The following is a 15,022-nucleotide window of genomic DNA, read 5'->3' on the forward strand; positions in this document are numbered from 1 at the left end:
TAGAAGCAGTCGCGAGCTGCAAGCCCAGGCTGTCGGAAAACCCGCAGCCTGGCTTGTCGCTTGCGGCTTCAAGCTTTTCGCTAAAGAGGATTTTTTGAATGTCGCAGAAATTTGACGTAGTAGTGATCGGTGCGGGCCCTGGCGGTTACGTTGCCGCCATCAAGGCCGCACAGCTGGGTCTTTCGACCGCCTGCATCGAGAAGTACACCGACAAGGATGACAAACTGGCTCTGGGCGGTACTTGCCTGAACGTCGGCTGCATTCCGTCCAAGGCGCTGCTGGACAGCTCCTGGAAGTACAAGGAAGCCAAAGAAGGTTTCGCGATCCACGGTATCAACCACGCTGGCGTGACCATGGACGTGCCAGCAATGGTCGGCCGTAAAGCCACCATCGTCAAAGGCCTGACCTCTGGCGTTGCGACCCTGTTCAAAGCCAACGGTGTGACCTCCATCCAGGGTCACGGCAAGCTGCTGGCCGGCAAGAAAGTCGAAGTCACCAAGCCTGACGGTTCGGTTGAAGTCATCGAAGCCGAAAACGTAATCCTGGCTCCAGGCTCGCGTCCGATCGACATTCCACCGGCTCCGGTCGACCAGAATGTGATCGTCGATTCCACCGGCGCCCTGGAATTCCAATCGGTACCAAAACGCCTGGGCGTGATCGGCGCTGGCGTGATCGGTCTGGAACTGGGTTCGGTCTGGTCGCGTCTGGGTGCTGAAGTGACTGTCCTGGAAGCCCTGGACACCTTCCTGATGGCCGCTGACGCCGCCGTTTCCAAGGAAGCGCTGAAAACCCTGACCAAACAGGGCCTGGACATCAAGCTGGGCGCTCGCGTAACCGGTTCCAAAGTGAACGGCGACGAAGTCGTGGTGAACTACACCGATGCCAACGGCGAACAGAACATCACTTTCGACAAGCTGATCGTAGCCGTTGGTCGCCGTCCGGTGACCACTGATCTGCTGGCTGCCGACTGCGGCGTGACCCTGGACGAGCGCGGTTTCGTGCACGTCGACGATCACTGCGCCACCACTGTACCGGGCGTCTACGCCATTGGTGACGTGGTTCGCGGCATGATGCTGGCGCACAAGGCGTCGGAAGAAGGCATCATGGTCGTCGAGCGCATCAAGGGCCACAAGGCCCAGATGAACTATGATTTGATCCCTTCGGTTATTTATACTCACCCGGAAATCGCGTGGGTTGGTAAAACCGAGCAGGCCTTGAAAGCTGAAGGCGTTGAAGTTAACGTCGGCACCTTCCCGTTTGCAGCCTCCGGCCGTGCCATGGCTGCCAACGACACCGGTGGTTTCGTCAAGGTCATCGCAGATGCCAAGACAGACCGCGTACTGGGCGTCCACGTGATTGGCCCAAGCGCTGCAGAACTGGTTCAGCAGGGCGCGATCGGTATGGAATTCGGCACCAGCGCTGAAGACCTGGGCATGATGGTTTTCTCCCATCCGACCCTGTCTGAAGCCTTGCACGAAGCTGCTTTGGCAGTGAATGGCGGCGCCATCCACATCGCCAACCGCAAGAAGCGTTAAGACAATAAGAAACCACGGCGGAATGGCCCGTCGTGAGCCTTGCATGCAAGACTCACCGCGGAATATCCGCTGGACGCAGTCTTGCATGGCCGTACCGGGTATCCGGAAAGGTCATGCAAGCAGCAGTCACAGGTGGTGCGGCACTTGAATGAGTGCAGCACCGAATGCGCAGTACCTAACGAAGACGGTAAAAAGCATGAATCTTCACGAGTATCAGGGTAAGCAGCTGTTCGCTGAATACGGCCTGCCAGTTTCTACTGGTTACGCGGTAGACACCCCGGAAGCAGCAGCAGAAGCTTGCGACAAAATCGGCGGCAGCGAGTGGGTTGTCAAAGCCCAGGTCCACGCCGGTGGTCGCGGTAAAGCGGGCGGCGTAAAGCTGGTTCGCAGCAAAGAAGACGCCAAGGCCTTCGCACAGCAGTGGCTGGGCAAGCGTCTGGTGACTTACCAGACTGACGCCAATGGCCAGCCAGTCACCAAGATCCTGGTTGAATCGTGCACTGATATCGCTAAAGAGCTGTACCTGGGCGCTGTCGTTGACCGTTCGAGCCGTCGCATCGTGTTCATGGCTTCCACCGAAGGTGGCGTGGACATCGAGAAAATCGCTCACGACACTCCAGAAAAAATTCTGAAAGCCACTATCGATCCACTGGTTGGCGCTCAGCCATTCCAGGGTCGCGAGCTGGCATTCCAGCTGGGTCTGGAAGGCAAGCAGGTTGCCCAGTTCGCCAAGATCTTCGTAGGTCTGGCCAAACTGTTCAAGGATCACGACCTGGCCCTGCTGGAAGTGAACCCGCTGGTGATCAAGGCTGACGGCGATCTGCACTGCCTGGACGCCAAGATCAACATCGACGCCAACGCCATGTACCGTCAGCCTAAGCTGAAGACTTTCCACGATCCGTCGCAAGACGATCCGCGCGAAGCGCACGCTGCCAAGTTCGAACTGAACTACGTAGCACTGGAAGGCAACATCGGTTGCATGGTCAACGGTGCTGGCCTGGCCATGGGTACCATGGACATCGTCAACCTGCATGGCGGCAAGCCAGCCAACTTCCTTGACGTGGGCGGCGGTGCTACCAAAGAACGCGTTACCGAAGCGTTCAAGATCATTCTGTCCGACACCAACGTCGCTGCAGTACTGGTTAACATCTTCGGCGGCATCGTTCGTTGCGACATGATTGCCGAAGGCATCATCGGCGCTGTGAAAGAAGTCGGCGTGAAAATCCCGGTTGTTGTTCGCCTTGAAGGCAACAACGCTGAGCTGGGCGCTAAAGTACTGGCAGAAAGCGGTTTGAACATCATCGCTGCTACCAGCCTGACCGACGCTGCTCAACAAGTTGTCAAAGCTGCGGAGGGCAAATAATGAGCGTCCTGATCAATAAAGACACCAAAGTTATCTGCCAGGGTATTACCGGTTCGCAAGGTAGTTTCCACACCCAGCAAGCCATCGAGTACGGCACCAAGATGGTTGGTGGTGTAACTCCAGGCAAAGGCGGCACCGAGCACCTGGGCCTGCCAGTGTTCAACACCGTGAAAGACGCTGTAGCTGCCACTGGCGCCACCGCCAGCGTGATCTACGTTCCGGCTCCTTTCTGCAAAGACTCGATCCTGGAAGCTGCCTTCGGCGGCATCAAGCTGATCGTGTGCATCACCGAAGGCATTCCTACCCTGGACATGCTGGACGCTAAAGTTAAGTGCGACGAGCTGGGCGTAGTCCTGATCGGCCCTAACTGCCCAGGCGTGATCACCCCAGGCGAATGCAAGATCGGCATCATGCCAGGTCACATTCACTTGCCAGGCAAGGTCGGTATCGTTTCCCGTTCCGGCACCCTGACCTACGAAGCTGTTAAGCAGACTACTGACGCCGGTTTCGGTCAGTCGACTTGCGTCGGCATTGGTGGTGACCCGATCCCGGGTTCGAACTTCATCGACATCCTGAAGCTGTTCCAGGAAGACCCGAAGACCGAAGCGATCGTGATGATCGGCGAGATCGGCGGTTCGGCTGAAGAAGAAGCGGCTGCCTACATCAAGGCACACGTGACCAAGCCGGTTGTTTCCTACATCGCTGGTGTGACTGCTCCTCCGGGCAAGCGCATGGGCCATGCTGGCGCAATCATCTCTGGCGGCAAAGGCACTGCAGACGAGAAATTCGCTGCTCTGCAAGACGCAGGCGTTAAAACCGTGCGTTCGCTGGCAGACATCGGCAAGGCCCTGGCCGAGCTGACTGGTTGGGCTGTCAAATAAGCCTCGCGCTTAGCTGACGCTTCACCAAACAAAGGCCACCTTCGGGTGGCCTTTGTCGTTTGCAGGTGATCGTTCCCTCGCTCTGGGCCGGAGTGGGAAAATTAGATATGTAAACGCGACATGGAAATGTCGTATATCGGATAGTTCGCCCTCTAACAGTGCGTTTATCGGCCAAATTCGTTAGGCTACTCGCCATTTTTGCGTCCGCGCCCACAAGGCTGCAACGCGCTTAAAGGGTTGGTCCCATACGGACCGACAGCATTTCCCTCACCCATAGGGAAATCCCTCTCTAAATTCCGATTCAGTAGTGTGGTATTTCCTTAATGAAAGTGTTGAAAGGCCAGGACATCCTGGCACTTGGTTTTATGACGTTTGCCCTGTTCGTCGGGGCTGGCAACATCATCTTCCCGCCTATCGTCGGCTTGCAGTCCGGGCCTCACGTCTGGATGGCGGCGCTGGGCTTCCTGATCACTGCAGTCGGTCTGCCTGTGGTCACCGTCGTGGCGCTGGCCAAGGTCGGTGGCGCCATGGATGCCTTGAGCAGCCCGATCGGTAAAATCGCCGGTGGCCTGTTGGCTGCGGCGTGCTACCTCGCGGTTGGCCCGCTGTTCGCCACGCCGCGTACCGCCACCGTGTCGTTCGAAGTCGGCCTGGCGCCATTGACCGGCGAAAGCCCGCTGGCGTTGTTCCTCTACAGCTCGGTGTACTTCCTGATTGTGTTCTTCATCTCGCTGTATCCGGGCCGTTTGCTGGATACCGTAGGTCGTTTCCTCGCGCCTCTGAAGATCATTGCACTGGCTGCCCTGGGCATCGCCGCGTTCGCTTTGCCAGCAGGTGACATTGGCCATGCGACGCCTGAGTATGTAGCGGCACCGTTCTCCCAAGGGTTCATCAATGGTTACCTGACCATGGATACCCTCGGCGCACTGGTGTTTGGCATCGTCATCGTCAATGCCATTCGCTCGCGCGGCGTCGAGTCGCCAGCGCTGATCACCCGCTATGCGATCATTGCCGGCTTGATCGCCGGTGTCGGCCTGGCACTGGTCTACATCAGCCTGTTCCGCCTGGGTTCGGGCAGCCATGAAGTGGCGGCTGGCGCTACCAACGGCGCGGCGGTATTGCACGCCTACGTACAGCACACCTTCGGCTCCCTGGGCAGCGGATTCCTGGCGGTGCTGATTTCCCTGGCGTGCCTGGTGACGGCGGTCGGCCTGACCTGTGCCTGCGCCGAGTACTTCAGCCGTGTGCTGCCACTGTCCTACAAGACGCTGGTCATCATCCTCGCGGCATTCTCCCTGCTGGTGTCCAACCTGGGCCTGACCAAGCTGATCGCGTTCTCGATCCCGGTCCTGACCGCGATCTACCCGCCGTGCATCGCCCTGGTGGCCCTGAGCTTCTGTAAGGACTTCTGGCATGAACAAGGGCGCATTGTCGGTCCGGTGATGCTGGTGTCGTTCATCTTCGGCCTGATCGATGCGCTCAAGGGTGCGGGTCTGGCGGACTGGATGCCGTCTCAGTTGGCTCACTTGCCGTTGAGCGAGCAGGGCCTGGCATGGCTGGTGCCTTCGGTGATGACCCTGGTGGTCGCCGTGGTTTGCGACCGCATGCTGGGTAAGCGCGAAGAAGCGCTGGCATAAGCTTAATCGGACCGTCACAAGCGGACCTGTGAGTAAAACTGAAATGCCCCGTATCAATCGATACGGGGCATTTTTTTTGTGAGGGATGCGGTGTCTTTTCTTCTGCGCTAACGTCGAAGCACTGCAAAACGGTGTTCCCCTCTACATCACAAGGACCTGCATGTCGTTCATCCAAGCCAACTTGATCCACATCCTCGCTGCCATCTGGTTCGTCATCTGCTGGGGCGGATACACCCGCTATGCGACCTGGAAAGGCCGTGACACCGCCTGTCTGGCCAGCGTGCTGCATCTGTATCGCGAAGACTGGATGCGCCGCATGCTGCTGCGTGACAACCGCATCGCCGATGCCAGTGTGATCGGCAACCTGGAGCGCAATGCCTCGTTCTTTGCTTCCAGTACCCTGATTATCCTGGCCGGTATTCTCACGGTGCTCGGGGCGTCGGAAAGGGCGGTGTCGTTGCTGGCGGATATCCCGATGGTGCAGCAGGCGTCCCAGGGCATGTCGGAGATCAAGTTGTTGTGCCTGGCGCTGGTGTTCGTCTATGCGTTCTTTACCTTCAGCTGGTGCATGCGCCAGTACAACTTCGCGGCCATTCTGGTGGGCTCGGCACCCATGGTCGGTGAGCGTCATGTGTCGGAGCAGGAACGCAAAGCCTTTGCCAATCGTGCGGCACGGGTTATTTCCATGGCCGCCAACCAGTTCAACTTCGGCCTGCGTTCTTACTATTTCGGCATGACCATGCTCGCCTGGTTCGTCAGCCCCTGGTTGTTCATGTTGATGAGTGCCGGCGTGGTGTTCGTCTTATACCGCCGTGAGTTTCACTCCGACGTTCTCGATGTGATGGTCTATACCCCTACAGAGGCACCGTTGCCCGAGGTGAATAAAGAGGCCGCTTGATGAGTATTCCATTCTGGTGCGTGTTTATCAGTGCCGTGCTGATTTACGTGGCGCGCATGCCCGTGACGACGGCCATGAAAGAACAGGGTGGTTACAACAATCACCTGCCGCGCCAACAGCAGGCGCAACTTACAGGCCTGGGCGCGCGTGCGGTGGCGGCCCATCAGAACAGCTTCGAAGCCTTCATCTTGTTTGCGGTGGGTGTGTTGATGGCCCACACCACGCAAACGGCGGGATGGCTCATCGACTGGCTGGCGATCATCTTTGTGGTCACGCGGGTCATCTACCTGCTGTGCTATTGGAAGGATCTGGCCTGGCAGCGCAGTCTGGTCTGGCTGGTGGGTTTGATCTGCTCGTTGTTGCTGATGATTAGTCCGACTTTTCGAACCATTTTGCTCTAACGAGTAAATCGTAGATAAAAGAAAACCCGCACTTGGCGGGTTTTCTTTTGACGCAGCGAGAAGCGACTTATTGCTTCTTGGCGGCTTCTTCTTGTGCGGCAGCGTTCGATTCAGCCTGATCTTTGGCGGCTTCGGCGTTTTCTTTCGCTGCTTCGTTCACTTTATCCTGAGCTTCGCTCATTTTTTCCTGGGCTTGCTCGGCATGTTGGGTAGCATCTTGAGCTTTGTCCTCGGATTTTTTATCGCAGGCAGCGAGACCGAGGGAAGCGGTCAACATCAAGGCAATAGCTAAAGTCTTACGCATGGGGTGTTTCTCCTGATGAAAATTATCTATCTGGCCTTAAGAGCACAGCGGTCAGGGTTAAGTTCCTCAAATCCATCAGATATATAAGTTTGTTCTAACGCGGAACTTTTACTCGGGCCTCAACTTCATTGAATAACTATAAACAAGAGTCTTTATCAAATGGCCGAAAACCCCGTTTTTGAGCGTGCGACACGATTTCTGTCAGCGCTGCGGCATTGCCAGGTGCTGGGTTTGCGCGTTCACAGCGCCAGTGCCGAAGGGCTCACCGTGGTGCTGCCCTACAGCCCGCAGATCGTCGGTAATCCCCAGGCTGGTGTGATTCACGGCGGCGTGTTGACCACCTTGATGGACACCGCGTGTGGCATGTCTACCCTCTGCGTGTTGCCGGAGTTCGAAGTCTGCCCGACCCTCGACCTGCGCATCGACTACATGCACGCCGCCGAACCGCATAAGGATGTCTACGGTTTCGCCCAATGCTATCGGGTGACCACCGATGTGATCTTTGCCCGTGGCTTTGCCTATCAGGATGATCCCGAACAACCCATCGCCCATGTCGTGGGCACTTTCATGCGCATGGGCAAGGGCATCAAGGGCACCAAGGGTTTTGGTGGCGCCATCGCTGGAGGTGCGGCATGAGTGAGTCGTTCAAGGAGCAAGTGCAACTGGCTCATGAGCGGGGCGAGTACGCCTCGTTGTTGAACCTCATTCCCTACGCCAGGTTGATCGGAGTCGAATGCTCGCGGGTGGGGGATGAGTTGCTGTTTCGCCTGCCGGCCAACAAGGACAACATCGGCAACCCTTTATTGCCGGCCATCCATGGCGGCGTGATCGCCGGGTTCATGGAATTGTCAGCTGCGCTGCACCTGCTGGTGGCGACTGGTTCGCCGGGCGTGCCGAAGATTATCGACTTCTCCCTCGATTACCTGCGCGCCGGGCAGTTTCGTGATACCTGGGCCCGCTGCCAGGTCTGTCGCCAGGGTCGCCGGGTCGCCAACGTGGCGATTACCGCCTGGCAAAGCACGGAAGCCGAACCCATTGCCACGGCCCGGGCGCATTTCAAACTCGATGAGCCCTTGAAATCCTGAATGGAGCCCCCAACTCTGATGACAACCCGCCGCCGACCCTCATGGTCGCGGCTTATGCCATCTGATTGGAGTTTGATGACCATGAGTGTGGAAACTCAAAAGGAAACCCTGGGCTTCCAGACCGAGGTGAAGCAGCTGCTGCACCTCATGATCCATTCGCTGTATTCCAACAAGGAAATTTTCCTTCGCGAACTGATCTCGAACGCCTCTGACGCTGTAGACAAATTACGTTTCGAAGCGCTGGCCAAGCCTCAATTGCTCGAAGGCGGCGCTGAACTGAAAATCCGTGTGAGCTTCGACAAGGACGCCAAGACCGTCACCCTCGAAGACAACGGCATCGGCATGAGCCGCGAAGACGCGATCACCCACCTGGGCACCATCGCCAAATCCGGTACCGCCGATTTCATGAAGCACCTGACGGGCGACCAGAAGAAAGACTCGCACCTGATCGGTCAGTTCGGTGTGGGCTTCTACTCGGCTTTCATCGTTGCCGATAAAGTCGACGTGTTCAGCCGTCGTGCCGGCAGCGATGCCAGCGAAGGCGTGCACTGGTCCTCCAAGGGCGAGGGCGATTTTGAAGTCGCAACCATCGACAAGGCTGACCGCGGCACCCGTATCGTCCTGCACCTGAAATCCGGTGAAGACGAGTTCGCCGATGGCTGGCGCCTGCGCAACATCATCAAGAAATACTCCGACCACATCGCTTTGCCGATCGAACTGCCGAAAGAAGTGGCAGCTGTCGAGGGTGAAGAGAAGCCTGCCGTTGAATGGGAAACCGTCAACCGCGCCAGCGCTTTGTGGACCCGTCCGCGTACCGAGATCAAGGACGAGGAATACCAGGAGTTCTACAAGCACATCGCCCACGACTTCGAAAATCCGCTGAGCTGGAGCCACAACAAGGTCGAAGGCAAGCTCGAATACAGCTCGCTGCTGTATGTGCCGGCCCGTGCTCCGTTCGACCTGTACCAGCGTGAAGCGCCGAAAGGCCTGAAACTGTACGTGCAGCGTGTGTTCGTCATGGACCAGGCCGAGTCGTTCCTGCCGCTGTACCTGCGCTTCATCAAGGGCGTGGTCGATTCCAACGACCTGTCGCTGAACGTGTCGCGGGAAATCCTGCAGAAAGACCCGATCATCGACTCCATGAAGTCGGCGCTGACCAAGCGTGTCCTGGACATGCTGGAAAAACTGGCGAAGAACGATCCGGAGCAATACAAGGGCTTCTGGAAAAACTTCGGCCAGGTCATGAAAGAAGGCCCGGCAGAAGACTTCGCCAACAAAGAGAAAATCGCCGGTCTGTTGCGTTTCGCTTCGACCAACGGTGATGACGGCGAGCAGGTGGTCGGCCTGGCCGAGTACCTGGCCCGCGCCAAGGAAGGTCAGGACAAGATCTACTACCTGACCGGCGAAACCTACGCGCAGGTCAAGAACAGCCCGCACCTGGAAGTCTTCCGCAAGAAAGGCATCGAAGTGCTGCTGCTGACCGACCGTATCGACGAGTGGCTGATGAGCTACCTCAGCGATTTCGACGGCAAGAGCTTCGTCGACGTGGCACGTGGTGACCTGGACCTGGGCAACCTGGACTCGGAAGAGGACAAGAAAGCCGCGGAAGAAGTCGCCAAGTCCAAAGAGGGTCTGGTCGAGCGCCTGAAGACAGCGCTGGGCGAATCCGTGGCTGAAGTGCGAGTATCCCATCGCCTGACCGATTCCCCGGCGATCCTGGCCATCGGCGAGCAGGACCTGGGCCTGCAGATGCGTCAGATCCTGGAAGCCAGCGGGCAGAAGGTTCCGGATTCGAAGCCGATCTTCGAATTCAACCCGGCTCACCCGTTGATCGAGAAGCTCGACAGCGAGCAGAGCGACGAGCGCTTCGGCGACCTGTCGCACATCCTCTTCGACCAGGCGGCCCTGGCGGCCGGCGACAGCTTGAAAGACCCGGCGGCTTATGTGCGCCGCCTGAACAAGCTGCTGGTTGAGCTGTCGGCTTAATCGCGTTGTAGAAAAACCCGCTTCGGCGGGTTTTTTCATTCTGGTGTTTAAAAATCAGGAGTCAGAAATGAGCCAAATCACTGTACGTTCTGTTGCCTATCAGATTGACGGCCAGCCCTACGAGAGCCGCCTGGCCTTCGATGCCGACCACAAGGGCCCGCGTCCGGGGTTGTTGATGGCGCCGAACTGGATGGGCGTGGGTGCCGGTGCCGAGGAGATCGCCAAGTCGGTCGCGGCCAAGGGCTATGTGGTGCTGATCGCGGACCTTTATGGTCAATCGGTTCGGCCGCAGAACAACGATGAGGCAGGCGCGGCAATGATGCCGCTGAAGAATGACCGTCCGTTGCTGCGCAAGCGCATGCAAGTGGCTTTCGAACAGCTCCAGGCCCAGGGTGAGGCGGCGGTTGATACGTCGAAACTGGCGACCTTCGGTTTCTGCTTCGGCGGTTGCTGCGCCCTGGAATTCGCCCGTACCGGTGCGCCGGTGAAGGCGGCGGTGTCGTTCCACGGCACCCTCGATACTCCGGACGTCAACGATGCGAAAAACATCAAGGGTTCGGTGCTGGTGCTGCACGGTGCGTCTGATCCATTGGTGCCCAAGGAGCAACTGCCGGCGTTTGAAGATGAAATGAATGCCGCGGGTGTGGATTGGCAGCTGCTGAGCTATGGTGGCGCGTTCCACTCGTTCACTGACCCGCATGCGAACGTGCCGGGCATGATGATGTACGACGCGAAGGTTGCCGCTCGGGCATTCACTTCGATGCACAACCTGCTGGATGAAGTGTTCAAAGGTTGACCATGATTGGGTCGGTGTAAGTGCCTGCCTCATCGCGAGCAGGTTCACTCCTACATTGGAATGCATTCTCCTGTAGGAGTGAGCCTGCTCGCGATGGCGGTCTAACAGACACTTGACTGTTTAAGGCAGTTCAATCCGCTCAACTTCCCCCGGCACCGTCGGCCAATCCCCGGCCGCCCAGCGTCGACGCGCTTCATCGATGGCAGCCGGATCGCTCGCCACAAAATTCCAGTTGATCCGACGCGGCCCATCCAGCGGCGCGCCACCGAACAACACCGCATGACTGTCGCTCGCGGCGAACAATGTCATCTCTTCCCCGGGTGGCAACACCAGCAGTGAATGCGGCTCTATGGGTTCTCCATCCAGCTGCACCTCACCGCTCAACAGATACAGCGCGCGCTCTTCATGCTCGGTGGGAATCAGCAAGGTCGTCGCCGTTTGCAAGGTCAATTCGGCATACAGCGTAGGGGAAAGCACCGGCACCGGCGATTCCAGGCAAAAGCCCGAGCCCGCGATCATGCGGATCTTTACCCCGAGGTTTTCGCTGACCGGCAAGGTGCTCGCCGGGTGGTGACTGTAGTGTCCCGGGCCCTGTTCCCGGTCTTTTGGCGACGCCAGCCAGATCTGCAAGCCGTGCATCGTAAAGCCGCTTTCTTTCAGCGCTTCGGGGGTGCGCTCGACATGGGCGATGGCACTGCCGGCGGTCATCCAGCTGACATCACCGGCATTGACCACCTGATCCGAACCGAGGCTGTCCTTGTGCTGCAACTGGCCTTCAAAGAGGTAGGTGAGGGTGGAGAGGCCGATGTGCGGATGCTGGCGGATGTTCATGCCTTCTCCCGCGGCGTAGCGGGTTTGCAGCATATGGTCGAAAAATACGAAGGGCCCGACATTGCGGCATTTGGCTGACGGCAACGGGCGAAGAATCGGCTGGCCTTCGACATCTTCGGCGCGGGGGCGGATCACGAGCGGAGTGTTCATGGTGCGTTCCAGGCTGGGCGGGTGATGCGGTCGAGCATAACCCGCTTGCGCAGCCGTTGCCGCTATTGGCTGAACGCGCCTTCGGAGAGATGGGTTTCGACGCTGACTTCGCTGCTGGTCATCAGCTTGTGAACCGGGCAGCGGTCGGCCACGCGGTGCAACTCATCGCGCTGGGCGTCGGTGAGCACGCCCTTGAGGGTCAGCTTGACGTGCAATGCGTATTTGCCTTTTTGCTCCTGGCTGTTGTCGCGCTTGACCTCCACGCCAACGCCCGTCAGCGGAATGTCCTTTTTCTTCGCGTACATCTTCAAGGTCAGGGCCTTGCAGGCGCCGAGGGCTGCGTCGAAGTAATCGTGTGGCTCCGGCGCTGAACCTTCGCCGCCTGCGGACACAGGCGCATCGGCAAAGAGTTCGTGGTCATCGATCTGCACGGTATGGCGTAAACCTTCGGCGGAAACGGTATTGACGGTAACGGTCATGGGAGCCTCGCTGGCAATGGGAAGAGTCATTTGAGCAAAAAAGACCTCGAAGTTATAGAGCATTCACCCTGGGGCGCGTTCCACTTTTTTGCGTATTCACAGGCGAAAAAAAGCCCCGCATGGGCGGGGCGTTTTCATGTCTGGCGGATCAGCTGCCTTTGACAGTCTTGCCGTTGACCTTGCCGTCCAGGAGCATGATGTTGTACTCCTTGCCGTCGGTCTCGACCTGTTGCAGACGAACCAGCAGGTAATCCCAATCCTTGGCGAACCACAGCACGGTGATGCGCTTGCTTTGTGTCGGGTCGCGTACGCGCTCGACCTTGATCGCATCGATCTGGCCAGCCTTGGTGTCGACTTTTTCCGAACCCAGCACGCGGAAGTCATAGGTGTCGACTTCGCCATCATCGACCACCTGATAGCTCATGCTTTTCTTGCCGGCAGCCACGTCATGCTGCAGCGCCAGCTGGTAGGTGGATTTGTCGAGCATGCCGCGGTTGAGCGGGATATTGACCGCGTCGCCACGGTCAGTACCGGTGACCTTCTTGGCGGTCCAGTCGAAGTCCAGGTCGGCTTTCTTGGCTTTGCCCAGGCCGCCACGCTCGAAGTGGTAGGACTGTGGCAGCAAGGTGTCCTTGTCGACGGTCAGGGTGCTTTCTTCGGACAGGCTGGCGATCATCATCGACGCCTTGAAGTTGAGCTTCCAGACGCCGTTGGCTTCCTTGGTCAGGCTGCGTTCAGCCGTACCGCTCATGGGCAACTGCTTCCAGTCGGCGGTGTAGCTGGCGGAGAAGGGTTGAAGGTCTGCAGCCTGTGCGAAGGGCAAGGCGAGCAGAGCACAAGCGAAGAGCAGGGCGCGACGCATAAAATCTCCTAGGTTCGAATCAAGTGGCCGCTGGGCGCAAGCAACTGTCCATCCAGTAAAGCACCTTGTTCACTGAGCGATAGCCGGCCTTCGGCAAACCAGCGTACGGCCATGGGGTAGATCAGGTGTTCCTGCACATGGACCCGCTGCGCGAGGCTCTGCGGCGAGTCGTGCAACTCTACTGGTATTACTGCTTGTACGACCAGTGGTCCGCCATCGAGTTCCTCGGTGACGAAGTGCACGGAGCAGCCGTGCTCGGCATCGCCGGCCTCCAGCGCGCGCTGATGAGTGTGTAACCCTTTGTATTTGGGTAGCAGCGAGGGGTGGATATTGAGCAGGCGACCCGCGTAGTGGCGTACGAAATCAGCGCTGAGAATGCGCATGAATCCGGCCAGCACCACGAGTTTGGGATTGAAGGCGTCGATCAGTTCGATCAGCGCGGCGTCGAAGGCCTCGCGGCCCTCGAAAGCCTTGTGATCCAGGGTGCGGGTGTCGATACCCGCGTCCCTGGCGCGTTGCAGGCCATAAGCGTCGGCGCGGTTGGAAATCACCGCAGCGACGCGGACCGGGCTGTCGCCGGTCCGCGTGCTGTCGATCAATGCCTGCAAGTTACTGCCGGTGCCGGACAACAGCACCACAACATCACAGGTCTGAGACATCAATGAGCCTTGAGGTTTTGCAGTTCAACCTGAGCTGCGCCTTCGGCAGCGGTGGCGATCTGACCGATGACCCAAGGCTGCTCGCCCGCTTCACGCAGCACGTTCAGCGCGGTTTCCACGTGCTCTTGAGCGACGCAGATGACCATGCCCACGCCGCAGTTCAGAACGCGGTGCATTTCGTTTTCGTCGACGTTGCCTTTCTCTTGCAGCCAGTCGAACACCGCAGGGCGGGTCCAGCTTGCCACGTCAACCACGGCTTGTGCGCCTTTTGGCAGTACGCGTGGGATGTTGTCCAGCAGGCCGCCACCGGTGATGTGGGCCATGGCTTTTACCGCGCCGGTGTCCTTGATCAGCTTGAGCAGCGGCTTCACGTAGATACGGGTCGGGGCCATCAGCAGGTCGGTCAGCGGCTTGCCGTCGAGCTGGATGTTCTCGATGTCGGCACCGGACACTTCGATGATCTTGCGGATCAGCGAGTAGCCGTTGGAGTGCGGGCCGGAGGACGGCAGGGCGAGCAGGGCATCGCCGGCGGCAACTTTGGAACCGTCGATGATCTCGGCTTTTTCCACGACGCCGACGCAGAAGCCGGCCAGGTCGTAGTCTTCGCCTTCGTACATGCCAGGCATTTCAGCGGTTTCGCCGCCCACCAGGGAGCAGCCCGACAGTTCGCAGCCAGCGCCGATGCCGGTCACGACCTGGGCGGCGGTGTCGACGTTCAGTTTGCCGGTGGCGTAGTAGTCGAGGAAGAACAGTGGCTCGGCGCCGCATACCACCAGGTCGTTGACGCACATGGCAACCAGGTCGATGCCGATGCTGTCGTGCTTGTTCAGGTTCAATGCCAGGCGCAGCTTGGTGCCGACGCCGTCAGTACCGGAAACCAGCACGGGCTGCTTGTAGCCGGCCGGGATTTCGCAGAGGGCGCCGAAACCGCCCAGGCCGCCCATGACTTCCGGGCGCGCAGTGCGCTTGGCGACGCTCTTGATGCGTTCGACCAATGCTTCACCGGCGTCGATGTCTACACCGGCGTCCTTGTAGCTCAGGGAGGGTTGCTTGCTCATGATCCAGGCCTTTAGGGGGGGATTTCTGGGTAACGACCGAGTCCATCGGGACCGTCGAAATCGACGAAGGTGATTGCCTCACGCGATATTCGAGGGT

At 58.7% G+C, this 15,022-nt stretch carries 16 protein-coding genes; 10 read left to right on the forward strand and 6 right to left on the reverse strand.

Going from position 1 to position 15,022, the window contains the following annotated elements; translation table 11 throughout:
- Nucleotides 1–98 precede the first annotated feature (98 nt).
- From lpdA to OH720_RS08315, 6 genes are all read left to right on the forward strand, one after another.
- Entirely contained in the window at nt 99–1,535 is a 1,437-nt protein-coding gene (gene lpdA, locus OH720_RS08290; RefSeq protein ID WP_020799802.1) for a dihydrolipoyl dehydrogenase, read from the forward strand.
- A gap of 196 nt (nt 1,536–1,731) precedes the next feature.
- On the forward strand, nt 1,732–2,898 hold the full coding sequence (sucC, locus tag OH720_RS08295) for an ADP-forming succinate--CoA ligase subunit beta (RefSeq protein ID WP_007919879.1): 1,167 nt from the start codon (nt 1,732–1,734) through the stop codon (nt 2,896–2,898).
- On the forward strand, nt 2,898–3,779 hold the full coding sequence (gene sucD / locus OH720_RS08300; protein WP_007919877.1) for a succinate--CoA ligase subunit alpha: 882 nt from the start codon (nt 2,898–2,900) through the stop codon (nt 3,777–3,779). The genes sucC and sucD overlap by 1 nt, the downstream gene beginning before the upstream one ends.
- A 323-nt stretch (nt 3,780–4,102) precedes the next feature.
- On the forward strand, nt 4,103–5,416 hold the full coding sequence (brnQ, locus tag OH720_RS08305; RefSeq protein ID WP_272605197.1) for a branched-chain amino acid transport system II carrier protein: 1,314 nt from the start codon (nt 4,103–4,105) through the stop codon (nt 5,414–5,416).
- Between the two features lie 160 nt (nt 5,417–5,576).
- Nucleotides 5,577–6,314: a DUF599 domain-containing protein gene (locus tag OH720_RS08310; protein ID WP_180202787.1), complete on the forward strand. Its 738-nt coding sequence runs from the start codon at nt 5,577–5,579 to the stop codon at nt 6,312–6,314.
- Nucleotides 6,314–6,715, forward strand: coding sequence for an MAPEG family protein (locus OH720_RS08315; RefSeq protein ID WP_272605198.1), 402 nt, complete (start codon nt 6,314–6,316; stop codon nt 6,713–6,715). Before OH720_RS08310 ends, OH720_RS08315 begins: the two co-directional genes overlap by 1 nt.
- Before the next feature lie 67 nt (nt 6,716–6,782).
- Here the strand turns inward: OH720_RS08315 and OH720_RS08320 are convergent, their stop codons facing one another.
- Entirely contained in the window at nt 6,783–7,019 is a 237-nt protein-coding gene (locus OH720_RS08320) for a hypothetical protein (RefSeq protein ID WP_008063307.1), read from the reverse strand.
- A gap of 159 nt (nt 7,020–7,178) precedes the next feature.
- On the opposite strand from OH720_RS08320, the gene OH720_RS08325 reads away from it, so the two are divergent.
- From OH720_RS08325 to OH720_RS08340, 4 genes are all read left to right on the forward strand, one after another.
- A complete protein-coding gene (locus tag OH720_RS08325; protein ID WP_272605199.1) occupies nt 7,179–7,655 on the forward strand; it encodes a PaaI family thioesterase in 477 nt (158 codons plus the stop codon).
- Nucleotides 7,652–8,104, forward strand: a complete 453-nt coding sequence (locus OH720_RS08330) for a PaaI family thioesterase (protein WP_272605200.1) — start codon at nt 7,652–7,654, stop codon at nt 8,102–8,104. Before OH720_RS08325 ends, OH720_RS08330 begins: the two co-directional genes overlap by 4 nt.
- Before the next feature lie 81 nt (nt 8,105–8,185).
- Nucleotides 8,186–10,090, forward strand: coding sequence for a molecular chaperone HtpG (htpG, locus tag OH720_RS08335; protein WP_272605201.1), 1,905 nt, complete (start codon nt 8,186–8,188; stop codon nt 10,088–10,090).
- Nucleotides 10,091–10,157: 67 nt separating this feature from the next.
- The gene (locus OH720_RS08340) at nt 10,158–10,886 is read left to right on the forward strand and encodes a dienelactone hydrolase family protein (RefSeq protein ID WP_272605202.1); all 729 of its coding nucleotides are present in this window, start codon (nt 10,158–10,160) and stop codon (nt 10,884–10,886) included.
- Nucleotides 10,887–11,006: 120 nt separating this feature from the next.
- On the opposite strand, the gene OH720_RS08345 is transcribed toward OH720_RS08340, so the two are convergent.
- From OH720_RS08345 to purM, 5 genes are all read right to left on the reverse strand, one after another.
- Nucleotides 11,007–11,867, reverse strand: a complete 861-nt coding sequence (locus OH720_RS08345; protein ID WP_272605203.1) for a pirin family protein — start codon at nt 11,865–11,867, stop codon at nt 11,007–11,009.
- 62 nt (nt 11,868–11,929) lie between these two features.
- Entirely contained in the window at nt 11,930–12,346 is a 417-nt protein-coding gene (locus OH720_RS08350; protein WP_272605204.1) for an OsmC family protein, read from the reverse strand.
- A gap of 148 nt (nt 12,347–12,494) precedes the next feature.
- A complete protein-coding gene (locus OH720_RS08355) occupies nt 12,495–13,208 on the reverse strand; it encodes a DUF3108 domain-containing protein (RefSeq protein WP_008063318.1) in 714 nt (237 codons plus the stop codon).
- Between the two features lie 8 nt (nt 13,209–13,216).
- Entirely contained in the window at nt 13,217–13,867 is a 651-nt protein-coding gene (purN, locus tag OH720_RS08360) for a phosphoribosylglycinamide formyltransferase (protein ID WP_272605205.1), read from the reverse strand.
- The gene (gene purM, locus OH720_RS08365) at nt 13,867–14,925 is read right to left on the reverse strand and encodes a phosphoribosylformylglycinamidine cyclo-ligase (RefSeq protein ID WP_008063320.1); all 1,059 of its coding nucleotides are present in this window, start codon (nt 14,923–14,925) and stop codon (nt 13,867–13,869) included. Before purM ends, purN begins: the two co-directional genes overlap by 1 nt.
- Nucleotides 14,926–15,022: the final 97 nt, after the last annotated feature.

Source organism: Pseudomonas sp. WJP1, from assembly GCF_028471945.1.
Lineage (GTDB): Bacteria > Pseudomonadota > Gammaproteobacteria > Pseudomonadales > Pseudomonadaceae > Aquipseudomonas.

What these genes read in the sequence shown, in the direction of transcription:
- lpdA (WP_020799802.1), top strand. Translation starts at nt 99, where the DNA reads ATGTCGCAGAAATTTGACGTAGTAGTGATCGGTGCGGGCCCTGGCGGT.
- OH720_RS08355 (WP_008063318.1), bottom strand. Translation starts at nt 13,208, where the DNA reads ATGCGTCGCGCCCTGCTCTTCGCTTGTGCTCTGCTCGCCTTGCCCTTC.
- OH720_RS08310 (WP_180202787.1), top strand. Translation starts at nt 5,577, where the DNA reads ATGTCGTTCATCCAAGCCAACTTGATCCACATCCTCGCTGCCATCTGG.
- OH720_RS08315 (WP_272605198.1), top strand. Translation starts at nt 6,314, where the DNA reads ATGAGTATTCCATTCTGGTGCGTGTTTATCAGTGCCGTGCTGATTTAC.
- OH720_RS08340 (WP_272605202.1), top strand. Translation starts at nt 10,158, where the DNA reads ATGAGCCAAATCACTGTACGTTCTGTTGCCTATCAGATTGACGGCCAG.
- htpG (WP_272605201.1), top strand. Translation starts at nt 8,186, where the DNA reads ATGAGTGTGGAAACTCAAAAGGAAACCCTGGGCTTCCAGACCGAGGTG.
- OH720_RS08325 (WP_272605199.1), top strand. Translation starts at nt 7,179, where the DNA reads ATGGCCGAAAACCCCGTTTTTGAGCGTGCGACACGATTTCTGTCAGCG.
- purM (WP_008063320.1), bottom strand. Translation starts at nt 14,925, where the DNA reads ATGAGCAAGCAACCCTCCCTGAGCTACAAGGACGCCGGTGTAGACATC.
- brnQ (WP_272605197.1), top strand. Translation starts at nt 4,103, where the DNA reads ATGAAAGTGTTGAAAGGCCAGGACATCCTGGCACTTGGTTTTATGACG.
- purN (WP_272605205.1), bottom strand. Translation starts at nt 13,867, where the DNA reads ATGTCTCAGACCTGTGATGTTGTGGTGCTGTTGTCCGGCACCGGCAGT.
- OH720_RS08350 (WP_272605204.1), bottom strand. Translation starts at nt 12,346, where the DNA reads ATGACCGTTACCGTCAATACCGTTTCCGCCGAAGGTTTACGCCATACC.
- OH720_RS08330 (WP_272605200.1), top strand. Translation starts at nt 7,652, where the DNA reads ATGAGTGAGTCGTTCAAGGAGCAAGTGCAACTGGCTCATGAGCGGGGC.
- sucC (WP_007919879.1), top strand. Translation starts at nt 1,732, where the DNA reads ATGAATCTTCACGAGTATCAGGGTAAGCAGCTGTTCGCTGAATACGGC.
- OH720_RS08320 (WP_008063307.1), bottom strand. Translation starts at nt 7,019, where the DNA reads ATGCGTAAGACTTTAGCTATTGCCTTGATGTTGACCGCTTCCCTCGGT.
- OH720_RS08345 (WP_272605203.1), bottom strand. Translation starts at nt 11,867, where the DNA reads ATGAACACTCCGCTCGTGATCCGCCCCCGCGCCGAAGATGTCGAAGGC.
- sucD (WP_007919877.1), top strand. Translation starts at nt 2,898, where the DNA reads ATGAGCGTCCTGATCAATAAAGACACCAAAGTTATCTGCCAGGGTATT.